The sequence below is a fragment of the Actinoallomurus purpureus genome (assembly GCF_024055795.1).
GTDB lineage: Bacteria > Actinomycetota > Actinomycetes > Streptosporangiales > Streptosporangiaceae > Actinoallomurus > Actinoallomurus purpureus.
Window position 1 is genome coordinate 127,487 of the sequence record NZ_JAMXMY010000010.1, and the last position, 20,249, is coordinate 147,735.

The 20,249-nt window shown below is 69.3% G+C and carries 24 protein-coding genes; 9 read left to right on the forward strand and 15 right to left on the reverse strand.

The genetic code is table 11. The features are described 5' to 3' along the window. Positions 1 to 18: 18 nt before the first annotated feature. From NE236_RS19900 to NE236_RS19910, 3 genes are all read left to right on the forward strand, one after another. Positions 19 to 1,341, forward strand: coding sequence for a sensor histidine kinase (locus tag NE236_RS19900; protein ID WP_252843533.1), 1,323 nt, complete (start codon positions 19 to 21; stop codon positions 1,339 to 1,341). Continuing rightward, on the forward strand, positions 1,338 to 2,009 hold the full coding sequence (locus NE236_RS19905) for a response regulator transcription factor (RefSeq protein WP_252843534.1): 672 nt from the start codon (positions 1,338 to 1,340) through the stop codon (positions 2,007 to 2,009). Before NE236_RS19900 ends, NE236_RS19905 begins: the two co-directional genes overlap by 4 nt. A 468-nt stretch (positions 2,010 to 2,477) precedes the next feature. Continuing rightward, positions 2,478 to 2,912, forward strand: a complete 435-nt coding sequence (locus tag NE236_RS19910; protein WP_252843535.1) for a hypothetical protein — start codon at positions 2,478 to 2,480, stop codon at positions 2,910 to 2,912. A gap of 163 nt (positions 2,913 to 3,075) precedes the next feature. Here NE236_RS19910 and dnaB read toward each other — a convergent pair whose 3' ends face one another. Next, positions 3,076 to 5,733, reverse strand: a complete 2,658-nt coding sequence (gene dnaB, locus NE236_RS19915; protein ID WP_252843536.1) for a replicative DNA helicase — start codon at positions 5,731 to 5,733, stop codon at positions 3,076 to 3,078. Between the two features lie 326 nt (positions 5,734 to 6,059). Here dnaB and NE236_RS19920 point away from each other — a divergent pair, with 326 nt between their 5' ends. Further along, positions 6,060 to 7,391, forward strand: a complete 1,332-nt coding sequence (locus NE236_RS19920) for an MATE family efflux transporter (RefSeq protein ID WP_252843537.1) — start codon at positions 6,060 to 6,062, stop codon at positions 7,389 to 7,391. A gap of 82 nt (positions 7,392 to 7,473) precedes the next feature. Here the strand turns inward: NE236_RS19920 and NE236_RS19925 are convergent, their stop codons facing one another. After that, a complete protein-coding gene (locus tag NE236_RS19925; protein ID WP_252843538.1) occupies positions 7,474 to 8,103 on the reverse strand; it encodes a TetR/AcrR family transcriptional regulator C-terminal domain-containing protein in 630 nt (209 codons plus the stop codon). 84 nt (positions 8,104 to 8,187) lie between these two features. Here NE236_RS19925 and NE236_RS19930 point away from each other — a divergent pair, with 84 nt between their 5' ends. Then, positions 8,188 to 9,690, forward strand: a complete 1,503-nt coding sequence (locus NE236_RS19930; RefSeq protein ID WP_252843539.1) for an FAD-dependent monooxygenase — start codon at positions 8,188 to 8,190, stop codon at positions 9,688 to 9,690. 98 nt (positions 9,691 to 9,788) lie between these two features. Here the strand turns inward: NE236_RS19930 and NE236_RS19935 are convergent, their stop codons facing one another. The 3 genes from NE236_RS19935 to NE236_RS19945 all read right to left on the reverse strand — a co-directional run bounded on the left by NE236_RS19935 (position 9,789) and on the right by NE236_RS19945 (position 11,937). Further along, complete coding sequence (locus NE236_RS19935; protein ID WP_252843540.1) at positions 9,789 to 10,445, reverse strand: TetR/AcrR family transcriptional regulator C-terminal domain-containing protein; 657 nt, start codon at positions 10,443 to 10,445, stop codon at positions 9,789 to 9,791. After that, positions 10,445 to 11,341 (reverse strand): alpha/beta fold hydrolase, encoded by an 897-nt coding sequence (locus tag NE236_RS19940; RefSeq protein WP_252843541.1) that lies wholly within the window; start codon positions 11,339 to 11,341, stop codon positions 10,445 to 10,447. The genes NE236_RS19935 and NE236_RS19940 overlap by 1 nt, the downstream gene beginning before the upstream one ends. A 194-nt stretch (positions 11,342 to 11,535) precedes the next feature. After that, complete coding sequence (locus tag NE236_RS19945) at positions 11,536 to 11,937, reverse strand: hypothetical protein (RefSeq protein WP_252843542.1); 402 nt, start codon at positions 11,935 to 11,937, stop codon at positions 11,536 to 11,538. 2 nt (positions 11,938 to 11,939) lie between these two features. Between NE236_RS19945 and NE236_RS19950 the strand changes: the two genes are divergently transcribed. Together NE236_RS19950 and NE236_RS19955 are read left to right on the forward strand one after the other, a co-directional pair. Next, entirely contained in the window at positions 11,940 to 12,242 is a 303-nt protein-coding gene (locus NE236_RS19950; RefSeq protein WP_252843543.1) for a Rossmann-fold NAD(P)-binding domain-containing protein, read from the forward strand. 184 nt (positions 12,243 to 12,426) lie between these two features. Further along, positions 12,427 to 12,615 (forward strand): hypothetical protein, encoded by a 189-nt coding sequence (locus NE236_RS19955; RefSeq protein WP_252843544.1) that lies wholly within the window; start codon positions 12,427 to 12,429, stop codon positions 12,613 to 12,615. A 156-nt stretch (positions 12,616 to 12,771) separates the two neighbouring features. Here NE236_RS19955 and NE236_RS19960 read toward each other — a convergent pair whose 3' ends face one another. The 6 genes from NE236_RS19960 to NE236_RS19985 all read right to left on the reverse strand — a co-directional run bounded on the left by NE236_RS19960 (position 12,772) and on the right by NE236_RS19985 (position 15,680). After that, positions 12,772 to 13,512, reverse strand: coding sequence for a peptidoglycan recognition protein family protein (locus tag NE236_RS19960; RefSeq protein WP_252843545.1), 741 nt, complete (start codon positions 13,510 to 13,512; stop codon positions 12,772 to 12,774). Between the two features lie 161 nt (positions 13,513 to 13,673). Beyond that, positions 13,674 to 14,120: a 50S ribosomal protein L9 gene (gene rplI, locus NE236_RS19965; RefSeq protein ID WP_252843546.1), complete on the reverse strand. Its 447-nt coding sequence runs from the start codon at positions 14,118 to 14,120 to the stop codon at positions 13,674 to 13,676. Between the two features lie 17 nt (positions 14,121 to 14,137). Continuing rightward, entirely contained in the window at positions 14,138 to 14,374 is a 237-nt protein-coding gene (rpsR, locus tag NE236_RS19970; protein ID WP_141956231.1) for a 30S ribosomal protein S18, read from the reverse strand. Positions 14,375 to 14,449: 75 nt separating this feature from the next. Beyond that, complete coding sequence (locus NE236_RS19975) at positions 14,450 to 15,037, reverse strand: single-stranded DNA-binding protein (RefSeq protein WP_252843547.1); 588 nt, start codon at positions 15,035 to 15,037, stop codon at positions 14,450 to 14,452. A gap of 65 nt (positions 15,038 to 15,102) precedes the next feature. Beyond that, positions 15,103 to 15,393: a 30S ribosomal protein S6 gene (gene rpsF / locus NE236_RS19980; RefSeq protein ID WP_252843548.1), complete on the reverse strand. Its 291-nt coding sequence runs from the start codon at positions 15,391 to 15,393 to the stop codon at positions 15,103 to 15,105. Between the two features lie 143 nt (positions 15,394 to 15,536). Then, positions 15,537 to 15,680, reverse strand: coding sequence for a hypothetical protein (locus NE236_RS19985; RefSeq protein ID WP_252843549.1), 144 nt, complete (start codon positions 15,678 to 15,680; stop codon positions 15,537 to 15,539). Positions 15,681 to 15,829: 149 nt separating this feature from the next. Here NE236_RS19985 and NE236_RS19990 point away from each other — a divergent pair, with 149 nt between their 5' ends. Further along, positions 15,830 to 16,117 carry a hypothetical protein gene (locus tag NE236_RS19990; protein WP_252843550.1) on the forward strand — a complete coding sequence of 96 codons (288 nt, stop codon included), beginning with the start codon at positions 15,830 to 15,832 and terminating at the stop codon, positions 16,115 to 16,117. A gap of 98 nt (positions 16,118 to 16,215) precedes the next feature. Further along, positions 16,216 to 16,974 (forward strand): deoxyribonuclease IV, encoded by a 759-nt coding sequence (locus NE236_RS19995; protein WP_252843551.1) that lies wholly within the window; start codon positions 16,216 to 16,218, stop codon positions 16,972 to 16,974. A gap of 41 nt (positions 16,975 to 17,015) precedes the next feature. On the opposite strand, the gene NE236_RS20000 is transcribed toward NE236_RS19995, so the two are convergent. The 4 genes from NE236_RS20000 to NE236_RS20015 all read right to left on the reverse strand — a co-directional run bounded on the left by NE236_RS20000 (position 17,016) and on the right by NE236_RS20015 (position 20,236). Then, entirely contained in the window at positions 17,016 to 17,333 is a 318-nt protein-coding gene (locus NE236_RS20000; protein WP_252843552.1) for a hypothetical protein, read from the reverse strand. Between the two features lie 365 nt (positions 17,334 to 17,698). Continuing rightward, positions 17,699 to 17,992: a hypothetical protein gene (locus NE236_RS20005; RefSeq protein WP_252843553.1), complete on the reverse strand. Its 294-nt coding sequence runs from the start codon at positions 17,990 to 17,992 to the stop codon at positions 17,699 to 17,701. A gap of 152 nt (positions 17,993 to 18,144) precedes the next feature. After that, positions 18,145 to 19,371, reverse strand: a complete 1,227-nt coding sequence (locus tag NE236_RS20010; protein ID WP_252843554.1) for a helix-turn-helix domain-containing protein — start codon at positions 19,369 to 19,371, stop codon at positions 18,145 to 18,147. 415 nt (positions 19,372 to 19,786) lie between these two features. Then, positions 19,787 to 20,236 carry a barstar family protein gene (locus tag NE236_RS20015; protein ID WP_252843555.1) on the reverse strand — a complete coding sequence of 150 codons (450 nt, stop codon included), beginning with the start codon at positions 20,234 to 20,236 and terminating at the stop codon, positions 19,787 to 19,789. Positions 20,237 to 20,249 lie beyond the last annotated feature (13 nt).

Here is a 20,249-nt window from a genome sequence, read left to right on the forward strand (position 1 = left end):
GCAGCGGGAAGGATGCAGATGAGCGATCCGATGCTGCACACCCAGCAGGCTCAACAGGCTCGGCGACTGCTTCCGTTAGTGACCGTCGTGCCCTACGTGCTGCTGGCGATCCTGACCGGTGTCACGGTGGCGATCAGACGGTCCAACGGTGATTCCTTCGTCATCGATCTCGCGCTGTGCGCGCTGACGGCGGCGTGGATGCTGTGGATGTTCACGCTGCATCCGGCCTGGCGGGAGCGCCCGCGGGTGATGGGGCTGTTCGTGGGCGTGCTGATCGTGCTCATGGCGATCCTGGTGGTCAGGGATCCCTGGTTCGGGTTCTTCACACCCGCCGGCTACTTCTACTCCTTCCGGTTCTTCTCCTGGCCGTCGGAGCTGGCCGCCATCAGCGGGGTGGCGATCGTGGCGGGCACCGCGCAGGCATCCGGCATACCCAAGACGAACGTCTACGGCGTACTCGCCTACCTGGCCGTCCTCGCCGTGAACGTCGTTCCGATGTGTGGTCTGGCCTGGCTCGGCCAGAAGGGCGATGAGCACGACGAACTGCGTGAGCAGGCCCTCGCGGAGGTGAGCGAGGCGAACCGCAGGCTCGAGGCGAGCCTGGCCGAGAACGCCGGCCTGCAGCAGCAGTTGCTGACCCAGGCGAGGGAGGCCGGGGTCTCCGACGAGCGGCAGCGGATGGCCCGCGAGATCCACGACACGCTGGCGCAGGGGCTCACCGGGATCGTCACCCAGCTGCAGGCGGCCGAGCAGTTCGCCGATGATCAGGCGCTGTGGCGCCGGCATGTTCAGGCGGCGACCCGGCTGGCCAGGGAAAGCCTGTCCGAGGCGCGACGGTCGGTCCACGCGCTGCGTCCCGAGGCGCTGGAGGTGGCACGGCTGAGCGAGGCGCTGGCCGGCGTCGCCGAGCGCTGGTCGGCGCTGCACGGCATCGCGGTCCAGGTCACCACGACCGGCACGGCACGGCCGATGCCGCCGGAGGCCGATGTCGCGCTGCTGCGTACCGCACAGGAGGCGCTGGCGAACGTCGCCAAGCACGCGCGGGCGACCAAGGTCGGGCTGACACTGTCCTACATGGAGAACGAGGTCGCGTTGGACGTGCGTGACGACGGCAGGGGCTTCGAGCCGGACCGGTTCGACGACGGCGGCGATCCGCCGGGCGTGGGAGACGACGGCCCGCGGCGTCTGGACGCGAGCGTACCGGGCGGCGGGTTCGGCCTGGTCGCGATGCGGCAGCGTATCGAGAGCCTGTCCGGGACGCTCCAGGTCGAATCGGAACCGGGTGCCGGCACGGCCATCTCGGCCTGCATTCCGGCCGCGCCCGCGGGAGCCGGCGCATGAGCCCCGCGACCGGCGCCCCGATCAGGCTGCTGATCGCGGATGACCACCCCGTGGTCAGGGACGGGTTGAGCGGCATGTTCGCGCGCGACCCCGGCTTCGAGGTGCTCGGCGAGGCCGGCGACGGCGCCGAGGCGATCCGGCTCGCCCAGGCCCTCACACCCGACGTGATCCTGATGGACCTGCGGATGCCCGGCATGGACGGCCTGACCGCGATCACCGAGCTGGCCCGGCGGGGCATCACCGCGCGTGTGCTCGTGCTGACCACCTACGACACCGACAGCTACGTCCTGCCGGCGATCGAGGCGGGTGCCACCGGCTACCTGCTCAAGGACGCTCCCCGCGACGAACTGCTGCGAGCGGTACGCGCGGCGGCCCACGGCCAGGCGGTGCTCTCGCCGTCGGTGGCGACCCGGCTGATGAGCCGGGTCCGGGAGCCCGAGACCAAGCCGCTCAGCCGGCGAGAGCTCGAGATCCTGGAACTGGTCGCGGCCGGGACCACCAACCGGAACGCGGCGGCCAAGCTGCTCATCAGCGAAGCCACCGTCAAGACCCACCTGCTGAACATCTACGCCAAGCTCGAGGTCGGCGACCGCGCCGCGGCGGTCGCCGAGGCGTTCAACCGGGGACTGCTCACCCCGATACGCCGGAACAGCCGTGACGCCCCATGATCGAGCGATTTCTTGGTGACCGAGGAACGACTCGATGGCGGGAACATCGGCGGCGCGTCCACATCGACCTGCAGGGCGGCGCCGGTGCGCCCTGACACGCTGACCGCCACCGCCGCCCTTCGGGCACGTTGCGCGTCCCGTCGGACTCAGTAGCGCTGGGCTGATTCTTGTTCCGTCCGGTCGGCCGTGGCGGCGTTCCGCTTCCACGCTCGCGCCTTGACGCGGACCCATGCCTATCTGCCGAACATGATGATGACGACGACCTCCTTGGTGCGCTGGTACCAAGCCGATCACCGCTGCTCAACGCGGGACATCACGGGCGAACGCCTGGATGAGGTCAGCGACCTCGTTGGGAGTTGACGTCCGCGGCCTGATCTCGGTTGTGCAGCACGATCCGTTCGGCGGACGGTCCGCAGTAAAGACGTCCATTGAGAAGGCGTCCCCAAAAGAGAGACAAGGAGACGAGCTGTGTGGGATCTGCGAGTCGGTGTGATCGGCCCCGGCGACGAGTTCGACACGGATCAAGCACGAGTCATGGTCACCCGCGCCTTTGACGACATCGCCGCTCGGTACCCACGGAAGCTGGTGACGGTGGTGGCGGGACTGGCGAACAGCGGCATGGACCAGATCGCGTACGAGGAGGCTCGCGGGCGCCGCTGGGACACCGCAGGTATCGCCTGCGACATGCTGGCCGAGCGGGACTGGTTCCCCGTCGATGAGGTCCTCGACATCGTCCCTGGGCACTGGGGCGCGGAGCGTCCCCGGTTCCTGCGTTCGATCCACGTCCTGATCCGCGTCGGTGTGCTGTACACGCTCCCCGCCGAGGCCGAAGAACTCGAACAACTCAAAACGCAGGGCAGACTGGTGGTACTCGATTACGAACTGCCGGCGCGGTCCTCGTGACCAACTGCCTCGTTCACCGGTCACCCCACCCCAGACACCGATCTCCGTTAACGGGCAACTACCGAACGTCACAAGTGCTCATGATCACCCGGATCTGCTCGGACAGTGCTCATGATCTGCCGCCAGTGCTCACGAAAACGCGGACCCTACAGCGAGGCCGTCGTCAGTGGGCCATGTCGACGAAGCGGCTGTAGTGGCCCTGGAAGGCGACGGTCACGGTGGCGGTGGGGCCGTTACGGTGCTTGGCCACGATCAGGTCGGCCTCGCCCGCCCGCGGGGACTCCTTCTCGTAGGCGTCCTCGCGGTGCAGCAGGATGACCATGTCGGCATCCTGCTCGATAGATCCCGATTCACGTAGATCGGACACCATGGGCTTTTTGTCCGTTCGCTGTTCCGGGCCACGGTTGAGCTGGGACAGCGCGATCACCGGCACCCCGAGCTCCTTGGCGAGGAGCTTGAGCGACCGGGAGAACTCCGAGACCTCGACCTGGCGGCTCTCCACCCGCTTGCCGGACTGCATGAGCTGGAGGTAGTCGATGATGACCAGGCGCAGGTCGTGCTGCTGCTTGAGCCGCCGGCACTTGGCGCGGATCTCCATCATCGACATGTTCGGCGAGTCGTCGATGAACAGCGGCGCCTCGGCGACCTCGCTCATCCGCCGCGCCAGGCGGGTCCAGTCCTCGTCGTTCATCGAGCCGGACCTCATGGCGTGCAGCGCGACCCGCGCCTCGGCCGACAGCAGGCGCATGGTGATCTCGTTGCGCCCCATCTCCAGCGAGAACACCACGGTCGCCAGCTGATGCTTGATCGCCGCCGCCCGAGCCAAGTCGAGAGCCAATGTGGAGTTGTGCACAACCAGGTCGTTCGCCACGAAGTTGTGCCAAGTCGGCACGGTCAGGTCGTAGACCCGCTCGTGTCCGGCATCTTCGATCGAAACGATTTTGTCCCAGATCAGGTCGGAGTCGGCGATCTGGCGGAGCACCGCGGAGTCCAACGCCTTGGCGATCTCCATCAATCGGTGCCGGCTCATCTGCTGGCCGACATGCCATTTGTGGGTCACCGGGCGGCCAGTGCGCCGACTCAGCTCCCTCATGGGCATGTCACCCATCTCATCGAGGATCTGCTCCCAGATGTCTCCGGGGATCAGGTCGACGTTCGGCTTGGCGACGCGCTCGCCGATCACCTCGAGTAGCCGCTCGACCTGCTGCTCCTTGGCGAAGATGCCCACGATCTGCGCGAACCGCCGGATCTGGTCGATGTCGTGGATGTAGACGTTCCACGCTGGCCGTCGCTCTCCCTTGTAGGCGACCGTCCGCGGGCAGACGCGCGCCGTGACGCCGAGGCGGAGCAGCAGGTGAGCGACATCACGGGCAAGCCGCTCGCTCACGCTGCAGTAGCCGATCTGCGGCTGGCCAGACGCCGTCTGCACCGATGCCCAGCCGTCCGTAGCGAAGAGCCTGGACAGGAACAGCGCGATCTGCCGTTCCGACAGTCGGAAGACCTCATCCGGAACGTACTTGTGGTGGGAGTTCAGCCCCATGAGGCCCCAGGCGGCCAGACGTTCGGTCAGCGGATTTGGCCGACCCGGCGGCGTCGTAAAGCTGAGCGCGGTCGGATGACGATGCTCCGGGGTGGTCTCCGTGCAGGTCTTGTCGTGGCACGGTCGCATCGCCAGCGAGCGTGCCGCAATGCCGAACTCTGCCGCCCAGTGTTCGGCGTCCTCCTTAATGTTCGAATCAAGGACGCTGAGCCGGGGCGTGGCGTTGGTGAGACATCCATCACCGATGAGGTACGCGGTGAGTGCAACGAGCGCGTCCGGCAACTTCTCGGTCCCCTGAGTCCGAACCTCGCGAGGAGCGGCGATGCGGTCACCCGGCCGCAGATCCTCCAGCGGCACCCAGCCCCGCAGCGTGAAGAACGGGTGATTCGGCGTGGCTGTAACGGTGCGGCCCAGCTGCGTGGTGAGCCTCCGGACTGAACGGACGCCGTTATCGAGGAAGTCACTCGGCTGGACCTGTTCGAACCGCCAAGCGGCGTTCAGCGCGTGGACACGGAGGTCCTCACCGGCCTGTCCGCGCCGTACGAACTCGTCGATGCGGATGCGGACACCGGTGCGGGGGTCGACGATCAGCGTGCTCCCCGCCAGGCACTTCCCGATGGCCGGTCTTGCGGCGATGATGACCATTTGTCCGGGATGGAGGCCGTTGGTCAGGGCGTCCAAGTCGGTGAAGCCGGTCGGGACGCCGACCATCTGGCCGCCGCGGCTGCCGATCGCCTCGATCTCGTCGAGCGCACCCGGCATGATGTCGCTGAGCGGGGCGTAGTCCTCGCCGGTGCGCTTGTCGGCGATGGCATAGACCTCGGCCTGCGCCCGGTCGAGCAGGTCGTTGGCGTCGGCGCCGTCGGTGCTGTAGCCGAGCTGGGCGATGCGGGTGCCGACCTCGACGAGCCGACGGAGGATCGCCTTCTCCTGAACGATCTTCGAGTAGTAGCCGGCGTTGGCCGCCGTGGGCACCGAGGCGACGAGGGTGTGGAGGTAGGGCGCGTCGCCGATGCGGCTGAGCTCGCCGCGCTTGAGCAGCTCATCCTTGATCGTGATGGCGTCGACCGGGTCGCCCCGCCCGTACAGGTCGAGGACCCGATCGAAGACGGTCTGGTGGGCCGGCCGGTAGAAGTCGCGCGTCTGGACGATCTCGATGACCTCGGCGATCGCTGTCTGGGACAGCAGCATGCTGCCCAGGACGCACTGCTCGGCAGCCAGATCGTGCGGCGGGGTGCGCTCGAACTCCCGCTCGTGGGACGGCATCTCGGTGACGCTCATTCCGGCACCCCCTCAACCGTCTCAATCGTTCTCGTCTTCCACGTCTATCCCACCGGTCTGACAGTCTGCGGCCGGTGCGAGAGGAAGGCAAAATGATCTGTGGAGGGCTCTGTGGACGGCCTGTGCAAACACGCCGATCCGACTGTGCACATCGCCTGTGGATAACCTGTGGATCGCCGGATCGACCACCCGAATATCGGCGCTGACCTGGAGATACTCCGTCCACCGCCTGTGGGGGAAAGAAAGTTCGGACGGCAGTCATCCACAGGGCCACCCACAGGTCCGAGTAAGTGTCAACTCAGATTTGTCGGTTACAGTGGCACATCATGACGTTCCGGCACCCCCATGACCGGGAGATCCTCCGCCTCGCGGTCCCGGCGCTCGGCGCGCTCGTCGCCGAGCCGCTGTTCCTCCTCACCGACTCGGCGATCGTCGGTCATCTCGGCACCGTCTCCCTCGGCGCGCTCGGGGTCGCCAGCCAGATCCTCGGCACGCTCGTCAACCTCTGCGTCTTCCTCGCGTACGGCACCACCGCCTCCGTCTCCCGGCAGATCGGCGCGGGGAACCGGCGGGCGGCCGTGCGCCAGGGCGTCGACGGCATCTGGCTCGCCGTCCTCATCGGCGTCGGCGTCGCCGTGGCCGGTCAGCCGCTCACCCCGGCCGTCGTCCGCGCGTTCGGCGCGTCGGCCGTGCTCGCGCCACAGGCGGAGACGTACGTCCACGTCAGTCTGCTGGGCGTGCCGGGCATGCTGATCGTGCTGGCCGGCACCGGAGTGCTGCGCGGCATGCAGGACACCAGGACGCCGCTGTTCGTGTCGGTCGGGATGTTCGCCCTGAACGCCGGGCTCAATGCCGCCCTGGTGCTGGGCCTGGGGCTGGGCATCGCGGGATCGGCCTGGGGCACGGTACTGGCCCAGACCGCAGGCGCGGGCGTGTACGTCCTGATGGTGGCGCGAGGCGCGCGACGGCACGGTGCGCCGCTCCGGCCCGACCTGGCCGGGCTCCGGGCGTCCGCGACGGCCGGCGTCGGTCTCCTGATCCGGACGCTGAGCCTGCGCGTCGTCCTGATCGTCGCCACCATGGTCGCCGCGCGGCTGGGCGACGCTCAGATCGCCGCGCACCAGATCGCGGCGAACGTGTGGACGCTGCTGGCGTTCGCACTGGACGCGATCGCGATCGCCGGGCAGGCGATCACCGGCCGCCGGCTCGGCGCGGGGGACGTCGGGGGCGCCCGCGCTGCGACTCGCCGCATGGTCGCGTGGGGCCTCGCCTGCGGAGTCGTGTTCGCGCTCGCGCTGCTCGCCGCCCGGCCGTGGCTGCCGGACCCGTTCACGGACGACACGGCCGTGCGCTCCCAGCTGCTGGGCGCGCTTGTGATCGTGGCGCTGCTGCAGCCGATCGCCGGGGTCGTCTTCGTCCTCGACGGTGTGCTGATCGGCGCGGGCGACATGGGCTTTCTGGCGGTGGCCGGGGTGATCCAGACGGCGGCGTTCCTGCCGGTCGCCTGGCTCGCGTACGCGCTGGGCGGCGGGCTCGTGTCGTTGTGGCTCGCGATGGGCGTCTGGATGCTCGCCCGGCTGGTCACGCTGGGCCTGCGGGCGCGGAGCGACGCCTGGCTCGTCGCGGGCGCCCGTACGCGGGTGAGCGCGGCCCCGTGACCGGAACCGCGATCAGGACGCGGCTTCCCGTGAGATCGAGACCGGGGTCAGCGCGCGGCGTCCCGTGAGGCCGGGACCGGGGTCAGCGCGGGGCGTCCCGTGAGGCCCGGGCCGCGACCTGGGCGCGCATGCCGTCCAGCATCCGCTGCAGGCCGTACTCGAAGAGCGCGTCACGGTCCAGGGCGGCGGCCCCGGCCGCGGTGATGATCGGGAACTTCTCCACGTCGAACTCGACGCCGGCGTCGTCCTCACGCTCCGCGTCATTCTGTTCGTCCAGCACGAACCCGACCACGTAGTGACCGAGGACGATCACAGCGCGTACGGCGTCTTCGGGGCTGAACCCGGCGTCCACCAGGGCGCTCAGCACGCGCTCGAGACGCGGCCAGCTCTCGGGTGTCGGCCGGTTTCCGGCCGCGAGCCGCGCGCCGTCGCGGTGCGCGAGCAACCCTCGCCGCTGAATCCGCATCCCCTCGGCGAGCCATTCGTCCCACGACTGGCCGGCCGCCGGGGGTTCGATGGTGATGCCGGCCTCGTCCCTGGCGAAGAGCGTCAGGTGGTCGAGGAGGTCCCGCTTGTTCTTGAAGTGCCAGTAGAGCGCGGGTGCCTGGACGCCCAGCTCCTTGGCCAGCCGGCGCAGCGACAGCCCGTCCAGGCCGACCTCGTCGAGCAGCCGCAGGGCGGTACGGAGCACCGTCTCACGTTCCAGCGCCATGGATCTCCTCCTCCTGTTGACAACTTAACACCGTTCAATCATCCTTAACACCGTTAAGGATTTAACACTGTTAAGGAGCGAACGATGTCGTACGACGTTGTGATCGTCGGTGCCGGCCCGATCGGCCTCTTCCTCGCCTGTGAGCTCCGGCTGCAGGGGGTGCGCACGATCGTCCTGGAGCGGCGGACCGAGATCGACCCGACCCTCAAGGCCGGCGCCGTCGGCGGCCGGGGCGCCGACATCCTCACCCGCCGGGGCATCGTCGAGCTGCTGGGCGACCTGCCCTCGATGGCCGACCTGATGGGCGGCAGGAAGCCCGCCGCCCAGAGCCTGCAGGCCAAGACCGCGAAGGCGGGCCCGCCGACCGTGGGGCACTTCGCCGGGCTGTGGATCCTGCGCGGCGGCTCGACTCCGGCCGGAATGCCGATCATCGCCGGTCAGCAGGCGCTCGAGGTCGCCCTCGAGAAGTACGCGATCGAGCTGGGCGCCGACGTAAGGCGCGGCCACGCTCTCACCGGCATCGACCAGGACGACACCGGTGTCTCGCTCACCGTCGAGGGACCCGAGGCGTACGAACTGCGCGCGGGATGGCTGGTCGGCTGTGACGGGGGCCGTAGCGCCGTCCGCAAGCTCACCGGATTCGCCTTCCCGGGTGTCGACGGAGTGATCACCGGCCACCAGGCGCTCGTCGAGGTCGACGCCCCGGACTTCTTCCCGTTCGGCTGGCACCGGACCGAGCACGGGCTGCTGGCACGAGGGCCGATGCCGCAGCGGGTCCTGGCCGCCGAGTTCGACGGGCCGCCCGTCGACCGCTCCGCGCCGGTCACCCGCGAGGAGCTGCAGGCGTCGCTCCGGCGGCTGTCCGGCACCGAGGTCACCGTCACCGCCGTGCACAGCGCCACACGATTCACCGACAACACGCGGCAGGCGGAGACGTACCGCGTCGGCCGGGTCCTGCTGGCCGGTGACGCCGCCCACGTGCATCCGCCCTTCGGTGGCCAAGGCCTCACGCTCGGCCTCGGAGACGCCGCCAACCTCGGATGGAAGCTCGCCGCCGAGGTGGCCGGCCGAGCACCGGACGGGCTGCTCGACACCTACACGACCGAACGGCACCCGGCCGCGGCGCGCGTCCTGCACAACACGCGGGCGCAGGTGGCACTGCTGGCCCCCGGCCCGCGTGTCGACGCGCTGCGCGACGTCTTCACCGCCCTGGCGTCCACAGAGGAGGCCAACCGCCTGCTCACCGACCTCATGGGCGATCTCGACCTTCGGTACGAGGTGGACTGCGACCACCCGCTCGCCGGCCGCTACTGCCCGGACCTGTCCCTGACCGTCTCCGGTACGGCGACGACCGTGGCGGACCTGTCACGAAGCGGCGGCCCCCTGCTGCTCGACCTCGACGACCGTTCCAGCCTGCGGGACACCGTACGTCCGTGGGCGGACCGGCTCGAGGTCGTGACGGCACGGGCGGAGGAGGTTCCGGCCCCCGTCGTGCTCGTACGGCCGGACGGGTACGTCGCCTGGGCGGGCGAGGACGCCGACGGCCTGCGGCGGGCCTGCGCGCGCTGGTTCGGCTCGCCGCGCTGACCGGCCGTACGGGCCCGGCCTCCCGCCCACCGCGGCATAGGGGCTGTCTGACAAATCCGCTGTCCGACTGCACGAACGGGATTTGTTCAGGACACGCCCTAAGCGCCGCCTGCTGGGGTGAAAGCGGTCAGTATCGCGGTGAGGCCGACCTCGAAGTGATCGCCGGGTTCGGTGGCGTCGGCGGCCTCGGCCAGCAGGTTGTAATCGGGCGTGCCCGGGGCGGGTCGCCGGCTTCGGGCGCCGGCGCCCAGGCGCAGGACGGCCACGCTGAGAGCGTGTCCGAGGGTGTACTCCCGCAGGCAGCGGATGATCCGAAGGCCGGCGTCCGGCGCGAAGCCCGCGTCCTGAAGTCGCGTGACCATCGCGACGCCCGCGTCGATCGACGCCGGGGAGCGGACCGGCCGGGTGGCAAAGATCGTGACGGCGTGGGGGTGTCGCAGCAGGGCGTCACGAAGGCGGTGGCAGTACCGCTCGGCCAGCTCTCGCCAGGTGCCGTCCCACGGCAGAGAGGCGACGTCGACCTCGTCGAAGATCGCCTCGGCGATGCCGTCGAAGAGCGCCTCCTGGTCCGCGACGTGACGGTAGACGGCCATGGGGTCGACTCCCAGCGCGGCGCCGAGCCTGCGCATGGAGAACTTCGGCAGGCCGTCGGCGTCGATGAGGGCCAGCGCGGCGGAGACGATCTGGCCGCGGTCGAGCGGCGCCCGGGCAGGTCGCGACGGCGGTGTCCCGTTGGTACGGCCCTTGGGTGTCATCAGGAGTAGCGGTCCAGGATCGTGGTGAGCCGGGTGGTGAACTCCTCCGGAGACTCCTGATACGACATGTGGCCTCCGGGGAACCGCTCGCAGGATACGCCGACCCGTTCGGCGAGCACGAGCGCAGGCCGATGGTACGGACGGCCGGTGCTGTCGTCGCCGACGGCCGTGCACCAGCGGACGTCCGCCGTGCGCAGGGCGGTGAGGTCGGGCCGGTAGGCGAAGCAGATCTCCGGGAGCTCGCGCCCGATGTTCAGACCGGCGTTGCCCAGCATGCGGGTCATCGGCGACGGCTCACGGCCGGTGAGCCGCCGCACCATCGAACCCACGGCCAGCCCGCACCGCGTGGCGACGGCGATCACCGCCTGCCCGGCCGCGGACCGGAAGATCCACGGCGGGTGGGGCATCGTCATCGCGCCGAACGCCGCGAACGCCCGCATGGGCCCCTTGTCCCGGCAGAGACGGAAGATGTGGTCCAGCTCCCGTCGTTCGGCGCTGTCGTCCGGCAGCAGCTGGACGAGGGGAGGCTCGTGGGCCACGGCGCCCAGCAGGCGGTCGGCGTGCCGGGCCACCAGCTCCACGGTGATGACCGCCCCACCGCTGCTGCCGAAGACGTACGCGCGGTCGATCCCGTAGTGGTCCAGGATCGCGACGACGTCGCCGGCCTGGTCGGGTATGCCGATCGCGCTGTCGGGCTCGGTGTACCGGCTACGGGAGTTCCCGCGCCGGTCGAGCGTGATGACCGTGAACCGCCCTGCCAGCAGCGGAACCACCTCCTCGTACATGGCCGCGTCGCCTCCACCGCCCGGGATCAGCACCAACGTGGGACCCTCGCCGGCCCTCTCGACGTGCAGCAGCGCCCCCTTGGTCTGAACCAGTTCCTCCGCGGCCTCCATCGCCCCACACTCCCTTGGTCGCCGACAGACGTGTCTACGATGTAGACCCCTGCATCTACGGCGTAGACTACAGCGTAGACATAGCGATGGGAACAGCGGAGCTGTCGGCGGAGGCGAAGATCTCCGGCACTCGCACGACCATCCGGCCGAGACTCAGGACCACCCGGTCCGCTCACTCGGACGGGGCGTGGGCGTCATGCCTCGGGGATGTCGGATTCGGCGCGGTCGGCGGCGATCAGCTCGTCGAGCAGGGTGACGGTGGCGGCGGCGACGTCCTCCAGCGGGGCGTCAGGGGAGACCGAATCGACCTCGAACGCCCGCCGGACGGTCTGCGCGAGCAGGGCCGCCCGCCGGTCGAGGCCGTCTTCGGGGCCGGATTCCTCGGCGCGCAGGAAGCCCTCGAAGGTCGCCTGGTAGGCGTAGCCGAGCTCGTCGATGTCCATGTCGTCGCGGAGCAGGCCGTGTGCGGAGAGCAGCTTCAGGTAGGCGTGGGCCATCCTGCCGTGCCGTTCATCGATGGCGGTGTCACGGGAGGCGACCAGCTTGCCGAGCAGGTCGGGGTCGCCGCGTCGCGCTCCTCGGCGACGCCGCCTCATCGGTGTCGTTGTTCGGCGACGGCTCCACCCTCGCCATGGCGGGCGCGTACACCCTCGCCGAGGAACTGGCCGCCACCCCCGCCGACCCGCAGGCGGCCTTCGCGCGGTACGAGGCACGGCACCGCACCCTGGTCGATCCCAAGCAGAACAACGTCGCGACGGCCGCCGCACTGATGGTCCCCGCCACCCGCACCGGAATCGCGGCCCGGAACCTGGCGACCCGCCTCTGGCCCGCCGCCGCCGCGGTCGGACGGGTACGCGACCGCGTCACCCCACGCCGCGGGACCGCACACGTGGCCGCCTGATCCCGGCCTCCGACCGTCGCCGGCGTCGCCCGATGAGCCGGAAAGGGGTTGCGAGGATGTCGGTGGCCTCCGGCAGGCTTACCTCGACGCGGCACGTGAGCGCCATGTCCGGCGGCGAAGATGACCGCGCGTCGAAGGCGCGGAAATACGCTCCCGTGTCGGTCGGTGACGCTAGACTTCGAACATGTGTTCTACAAAAGGGGAGCGCCTGGCTCGCCTCACTCGAGCGATCGACGACCTGGCGGCCGAAGGCCTGGGCGGCCTTCCGCCGGACGCGTGGGCTGAGCGGGTGGCTGGCATCTGGGCCCTCGTCGAGGGGCTCGACCCCGAGATCGCCCGCCGCCGCGCCTGCTATTCGACCGTGGAGTCCTGAGCGATGGGGCCGGGCGCGGCCCGGCGCGGCCCGGGCCTCCTCGCCGGGACGCCGAGCACCCGCCGCGTCCGCCGCACCGGCCCGTCAGCCCGTCAGCCCGTCAGCCCGTCAGCCCGTCAGCCCGTCAGCCCGTCAGCCCGTCAGCCCGTCAGCCCGTCAGCCCGGATGATCCCGCAGCCGGCGGTGATGACGCGAGGTCATGCGCCGTCGCTCGTCGGGCGGCGGCGGCCCGGTGCGGCGGGCCAGGTCGTCCAGCGCACGCGCCACCTCCTCCCGCAGGCGGGGCAGCCGCCGGTACAGCACATCGCCCGGGCAGTCCGTCTGGTTGTAGTCGCGGTGACCGATGATCGCGACGGCCGGATCGAGCTGGTGGGCCGTGCACAGCCAGACACAGACGCCGACCAGTGACTCCCACAGGCCGCCGGGCACGTCCTCTTTCAGGTACGTTCCCTCGTTCTCGATGCCGATCGTGTGATCGTTGTGATGCAGCGACTGCGCGCCGACGACCAACCGCCCCTGCTGGATGGCCTGCAGCGAACCGGCCCGCCCCTCCATGACGTGACCACCCCGGCTGATCGTCAGCTGCTCCCCGATGTCGTCCCAGCCCTGGGACTGCATGTGGTCATGCTGGATCTGCCGCGAAAGCGCGAAGGCGTGAGCCCGCGACAGGCTCGGCACATTGGGCGACGCGGTGTGGTGCACGATGATGTGGTCCGGCGCGCGGTCGAGCACCCGAGACGGGCGCCTGGGCGGCGCCGCACCCCACTCCTTGCGCGTGTACACCCTCGGCGTCACGTCGGCGTTCGCCCACATCATCCCGCCGGCCATCATGACGTCGGCGGCGACGACACCCAGCATCGCCCGCAGCACATTCCGGCGCAGCGTCCCCTCACCCACGACCGCGGCCACCCCCCGTGGACGACTGATCGCCAAGCGTAGTGATCAGAGCACGGAATGCGAGGAGGCCGAATTGGGTGTTTCACGTGGAACTACGGCACCCGAGAACGCGCGAAAGGCCGGGTCCGTGGGGAACCCGGCCCTTCATGCTGATCGAAAGGTCAGCCGGCGAGAACCTCGAGAGAGATCTTCGCGCTCACCTCAGGGTGCAGGCGCACCGCGACCTCGTGAGAGCCGACCGTCTTGATCGGGTTCTTCACCTCGATGCGGCGCTTGTCCAGCACCGGGCCACCGGACGCCTTCACGGCACCGGCGATGTCGGACGGGGTGATGGCACCGAACAGCCGGCCGCTGTCACCGGCGCGCGTCCGCAGCCGGACCTTGAGCTTCTCCAGGTCGCCGCGGATGGCCTCCGCCTGGTCGACACTGGCGATCTCACGGGCCGCGCGGGCCTTGCGGATCGAGTCGATCTGCTTCTCCGCACCGCGGGTCCACAGGATCGCGAAGCCGCGCGGGATCAGGTAGTTACGGCCGTAACCGTCCTTGACCTCGACGACCTCGCCGGGAGCGCCGAGGCCGGAGACCTGCTGAGTCAGGATGAGCTTCATGAAGAGTGACTCCTTTCTCAGCGAGCCGTGCTGGTGTACGGCAGCAGCGCCATCTCGCGGGCGTTCTTGATCGCGGTGGCGACGTCACGCTGGTGCTGGGTGCAGTTGCCCGTCACCCGGCGAGCGCGGATCTTGCCGCGGTCGGAGATGAACTTGCGCAGCAGCGCCGTGTCCTTGTAGTCGACGTAGGAGAGCTTCTCCTGGCAGAACAGGCAAACCTTCTTCTTCGGCTTGCGTGGTGGTGGTTTCGCCATCGTGGTGCCCCTTAAGAAGAGAGCCCCGCTTACGCGGGAATGGTCGGTCGGATGATGAGTGATGCCCGTGAAGACTTAGAACGGCGGGTCGTCGGAGAATCCACCACCGCCGCCGCCCCCGGTCGCCCAGGGGTCGTCGGCAGGTGCGTTGCCACCTCCGCCGAAGCCGCCTCCGCCCTGACCGCCCTGACCGCCCTGACTGCCGCCGAAGCCGCCGCCCTGACCGCCGCCGCCCTGACCCCCGCCGCCGAAGCCGCCGCCACCGCCCCCGCCGAAGCCGCCTCCGCCACCCTGCCGCTGGCTCTTGTTGACCTTGGCGGTGGCGTTCTTCAGGGACGGGCCGACATCGTCGGCCTCTATCTCGAAGACGGTGCGCTTCTCACCCTCGCGGGTCTCGTACGACCGCTGCTTCAGACGGCCCTGAACCATGACCCGCATGCCGCGCTGGAGGCTCTCGGCGACGTTCTCGGCCGCCTGCCGCCAGACGTTGCAGGTCATGAACAGGCTCTCGCCGTCCTTCCACTCACCGGACTGCTGGTCGCGGAAGCGAGGGGTGGAGGCCACGCGGAAGGTCGCCACCGCTTGCCCGTTGGGGGTGAAGCGGAGTTCGGGGTCGGCGACCAGGTTGCCGACGATCGTGATCTGGGTGTCGCCTGCTGCCATGCGGCTCTCCGGTTACGGATCGTTTCGTGTCGTGGGCTGACAGGTCCTGGGCTAGCAGGAGACGGTCAGTGGGCCTCGGGGCGGATGACCTTGGTGCGCAGGATCGTCTCCTGCAGGTTCAGCTGCCGGTCAAGCTCTTTGACCGTGGCGGGCGTGGCCGTCAGGTCGACGATCGCGTAGATGCCTTCGGACTTCTTGGCGATGTCGTACGACAGGCGCCGGCGGCCCCAGACGTCGACCTTCTCCACGCTGCCACCATCGTCCTTCACCACGGTGAGGAACTGGTCGAGCGACGGCTGGACCGTGCGCTCCTCGGTGTTCGGGTCGAGGATGACCATCACTTCGTAACGACGCATGCGGGTCCCAACCTCCTTTGGACTGGTGCGGTCACGGTCTCTCCGTGACAGGAGGGCTCTTGCGTCGCCCCGCGTATCGGAACGCGAGACCGACACAGGCTACCAACAACCGGCAGCTCAATCGGCACGCTTGCGGTGACCGGCTAACGGCCCCGGCGCCGGTCGAGCTCGGACATGATGTCGGCCATCCGCGACCGCATGCGAGCCGTCTGGGTCGTCAGCATGGACAGCTCCTCGACCAACTCGGCGTCGTCGATGCCGGCCAGGTCACGAGTGATCATCGTCATGGCATCCTCCGTTCGAAACCACGTTCGACACTATCGCGCGGGACCGACAGAACGCTCGCCGCCCCGACGACCCCGACCAGGGGCTTGACCAGCACCGCGACGAGGAACACCCTGGGAGAAACCGTCCCTCGGAGGAGGTGGCAGACCGAATGTCACCAGCAGCGATTCCACGACGCCTCACCGCTCGCCAGGCACATCCTTTGGAGAACTCCCTCGCGATCGCCACCGTGGTCGCCGGCTTCGTCGCCTTCGTTCTCGGCGCCGTCCACGACACGCACTTCATCGCCGTGTGCGTGGGGATCGCGGCGTTCTTCTTCGGCCTCTACTCCCAGATGGTCTCCGCGACCACCCCCGAGCGCTGGCTGAACGTCCTGGGGATCGGCATGGCGTTCGTCGGCGTCGGCCTCGGCCTGTCCCATGGCGGCTTCGCGATCTGACCCCGGCCGCCGGTCCTCTTCACCGGACCGGCTGTTCCGCGTCACCGGATCCTCGCCGGTCGCCGTCCTCGTCCGACCGCACGCGTAGGCTCGTCGTCATGCTGCGAATCGGAGCCCACGTCGACCAGACCGACCCGCTCGCCGCCGCGGCCGCGAAGAAGGCCGAGGCGGTCCAGTTCTTCCTCGGAGATCCCCAGGGTTGGAAGGCCCCCGTCCTGCCCGAGGGCCACGAGGCGATCCGCGACTCCGACGTCGACGTGTACGTCCACGCGCCGTACGTCGTCAACGTCGCGTCGCCCAACAACCGCATCCGGATCCCGAGCCGCAAGATCCTCACGCAGCAACTCGAGGGTGCGGCGAAGATCGGCGCCAAGGGTCTGATCGTGCACGGCGGCCACGTGCTGAAGAACGACGATCCGCAGTCCGGCTTCGACAACTGGCGGAAGGTCTTCGAGCGGATGGAGGACCGCCCGGTCCCCGTTCTCATCGAGAACACCGCGGGCGGCGACAACGCCATGGCCCGCAAGCTCGACCGGATCGCCCGGTTGTGGGAGGCCCTCGACGGTTTCGACGTCGGGTTCTGCCTGGACACCTGCCACGCCCACGCGGCGGGTGAGGATCTCGTCGACGTCGTGGAGCGCGTCAAGGCCATCACCGGCCGGATCGACCTGGTGCACTGCAACGACAGCCGTGACGCCTTCGGCTCCGGCGCCGACCGGCACGCCAACATCGGCGATGGGCAGATCGACCCGGAGCTGATCCTCGCCGTCATACGCGCGGCCGGAGCGCCGGTGATCGTGGAGACGCCCGGCGACGGGCAGGCCGCCGACATCGCCTGGCTCCGCGAGCACCTCTGACCTCGCCGCCGTCCGTGCACCGGTGAGGGCCAGGCGGCCGGTCAGGCGGATCCGGGTTCCCCATCCACCGCGGCGTGGGCGTCCAGGCCGGTGCCTCGGGTGAACGCCGCCCGGAACGCCTCGTCGCCCAGAGTGACTCGGGCCGCCGTGGCGATCCGGTCGACGTCGCCGCGCTCGCCGGGCGGCAGTGGAGCCCCGATGGAGCGGCGCAGCGCCGAGGCCGCCCCGAGCAGGGTCGCGGCGCGTCCGGCCCGGCCCGCGCACGCCTCGGCCCCGGCGAGTCCCTCGACGGCGAGGGCGACCGCACGGGGGTCGCCGATGGCGCGTGCCGCGACGTATCCCGCGCGGTGCAGTCGCACGGCCTCGGCATCATCGCCGCGCTGCTCGGCGATGAACCCGACGCCACCACCGGCGACCTCGGCTGCTGACCAGGGCGTCTCGCGCCGGAAGACGCCTCCCGGCGCGAGCCCCCCTCCGTCGAGACCGCAGCATGAATCACCGTCTTGAAGCCCGCCGGCCCCCTATCGCCGATGAGCGCTCGTCTGTTCCCGGCGGGCCATCAACCGGTCGTACAGTTCGGTCGGACTCATGGCGACCATGACGCGATCCCTGCCCTGGATGGCGATCCACCGCCGGCCGTCCCAAAGAAAACCGACGTGAGGGAATGTGCGGCGGAGGTGATACAGCCACACTGACGGATCGATCGCCTCATCGGACCAGGCGATCAACGGTGGTCACCCCACACGACCCGCCGTACGGCCGCGGCTGCGGCGTCGAGGTCGTCGGCGCGGCAGATCGGCTCGCCCCACGACCAGTGCAGCCACCAGTCGCCATCGTCCCGCAGGCTGCACGCGATCTCCTCCGACATCGCGTGGGCGTACGGATTGATCACCACCAGCACCGGCGGCCTCGCCGGATCGATCTGTACGACGCGCCCCACCAATCCGGTCTCTTCGGCGCACTTCTTTACATTCTGCAGATGACGGATCATCGTTCCGGCAGGCGTCTCCTCGCCCATGACCCATCCACCTTCCGTTGCCGAGTTCCGACCCGTTCACACATGGCGATCGACGGATCGCGCTGCGTAGCAATGGAAACGGTAGGCAGACACCGGAAGCCCAGGAGGGACAGCCCGTCCCCATTCGCCTCGACAGGCCGGGAGGATTCCGGCTAACCGGCCGGGAGAACCCCGATTCGCTCCGCCAGCCTCACGGCGTCGGCCTTAAGACCGCCCCGCGAAGTACGCACCAATTCGACGGCGACTCCGCGCGTCAACGGGGAGAACGGCACTTCCTCCGGCGACTCGACATACGCCAGCTCCAGATAGCGCCGAGCGTCCTCAAGTTCGCGCCGCTGCATGTGGCCCGCAGCGATCTCTCCGTAGAGACGTCCTCGGCGTTCACGTGACGGAACCTCGCCCGGGACGATCCGTTCCGCCCTGGCGACCGCCTCACCGAAACGGCGCAGTTCGGCCGCGAGGCTCACACCGTGGATGTCCACGTTGGAAGACCCGAATATCGTCTGCGGATGAAAATAACCATTGGGAAGATTTCTGGCGACCTCGTCGGCAACATCCCAAAGCTGCCAGGCCTCGCCGTCCCGTCCCTGATAGGCGGCGCTGATCGCCATATGCAGACAGAGACTGCCGTAAAGACCGGCGGCGTCGTTGTCGCCTTCCATGTGCCTCCGCAGTTCGGTCGCGGCCTCGCGTACGGTGCGCAGAGCCGCGTCGGCATCCACGGACCGCAGCACGTGGCCATGCGTCCATGCGCCGAACGCCAGACTGACCGGGTCGTCGGCCGCCTGCGCCGCCCGGGCCGCCCGGTCGGCGATCACCCGGCCGATCTCAGGCTCGACCAGGTCCACCGCCAAGTGCTGCGCCAGGCCATAGGCGCTGGCAAGAGCGGCATTGGCCGCACGCCGCATGGCTCCTTCCAGAACGATCGCCGACCGCTCGAGTTCGCCGATCAGAGCGGGCAGCACACTCGCGACCACCGAATGGTTGTCGGCCAGGGAATGCCAGTCCTGCCAGGCTCGCCGTACTCGAGAAGACAGCTCTTGCACATCCGGTGCGGCGGTGTCGGTCCGGGCCAGACGGAATCTCGTCTCACCGACGATCGTCCGGACTGCTGTCGCAGCCGGGTGCGCCGGCCCCTCCCACGCACTGACGGGCATCGGCATGGCGCCGTTGATGAGCTCGGACAGATCATCGACTTTCAGGACCCGCGCCAGCCGGACGAGCGCCGGGATCGACACTCCTCGTTGCCCCGCCTCGATTCGCTTGAGCCAGTCCGAGGAGTAACCGACGAGATTCGCCACAACGGCACGTGTCATGCCACGTTTCTCACGGAAGTGACGAATGCGCTCACCCGTCGAAAAGTCGGCACGTAGCTCCATGAGCCCTCCGGAGGAGAGGGAATCCCAGTCCCAGATTATCCGGGCCATACGGTTGATCATCGAGGGTTTTCGCTTCCATCGGTGCGAAAACCCTCGCCGATCATGGCCTCCTGGACGCCTGCGGCCGCTTGAAGAGCGTCCCGGTTCGGCCCGGGACCCGGTCCGCACTGGACGCCATCGGAACCGGTCCCGGCCCTCCCTCCAGCGAGGGGGGAGGGGGACACCTCGCGCGGGGGACGTGGTGCGGGTAGGGCGAAGGCCATGATCGTGGCGTCGGCGTCACGCCTCGGCTGAGGCGATCGGCGGGCGAGACTTTTCCACAGCCTGTGGATGACTTGCCGCCGTGGTGGACCGCCCGATACGCCGCGCACACGTCGCCCGCATCTCCACAGCCTGTGGAAAACGGGGAGACGGCTCAGTCGTCCGGAAGTCCTACCGGGGTGTCCTCGCGGTCCTCCTCGGTGACCAGCAGGAGCACGGCCATCGGGGTCGGGGTGTTCCGCCAGGACTCGACGGCGGTGCCGAAGACGTCCAGCAGCGTCCGGTGGGCCTCGGGGTCGGCGTCGGCCAGCTCACGCCAGCGGTCGTACACCACCAGGTAACCGGAGTTCGCCGGTACCCAGGACAGGTCGGTCAGGCTGTCCTGGAGGGCGTCCCAGTTGCGGCCGAAGTAGGACGGCAGGAGGAACTCCTCGACACAGCGGTCGAGGAGCGCCTGCTTGTCGTGGACACCGTGGCCGTTGAGCCAGAAGGCCCGCCATCCGGCGCGTTCGGCCTCGGTGACACCACGCGCGGCCTCCTTCCGGTCGACGGGCCAGGTGTACACGCCCGGCTCCCGGTGTCCGGCCAGCAGCTCCGCGATCATGAGTCACCCGCTC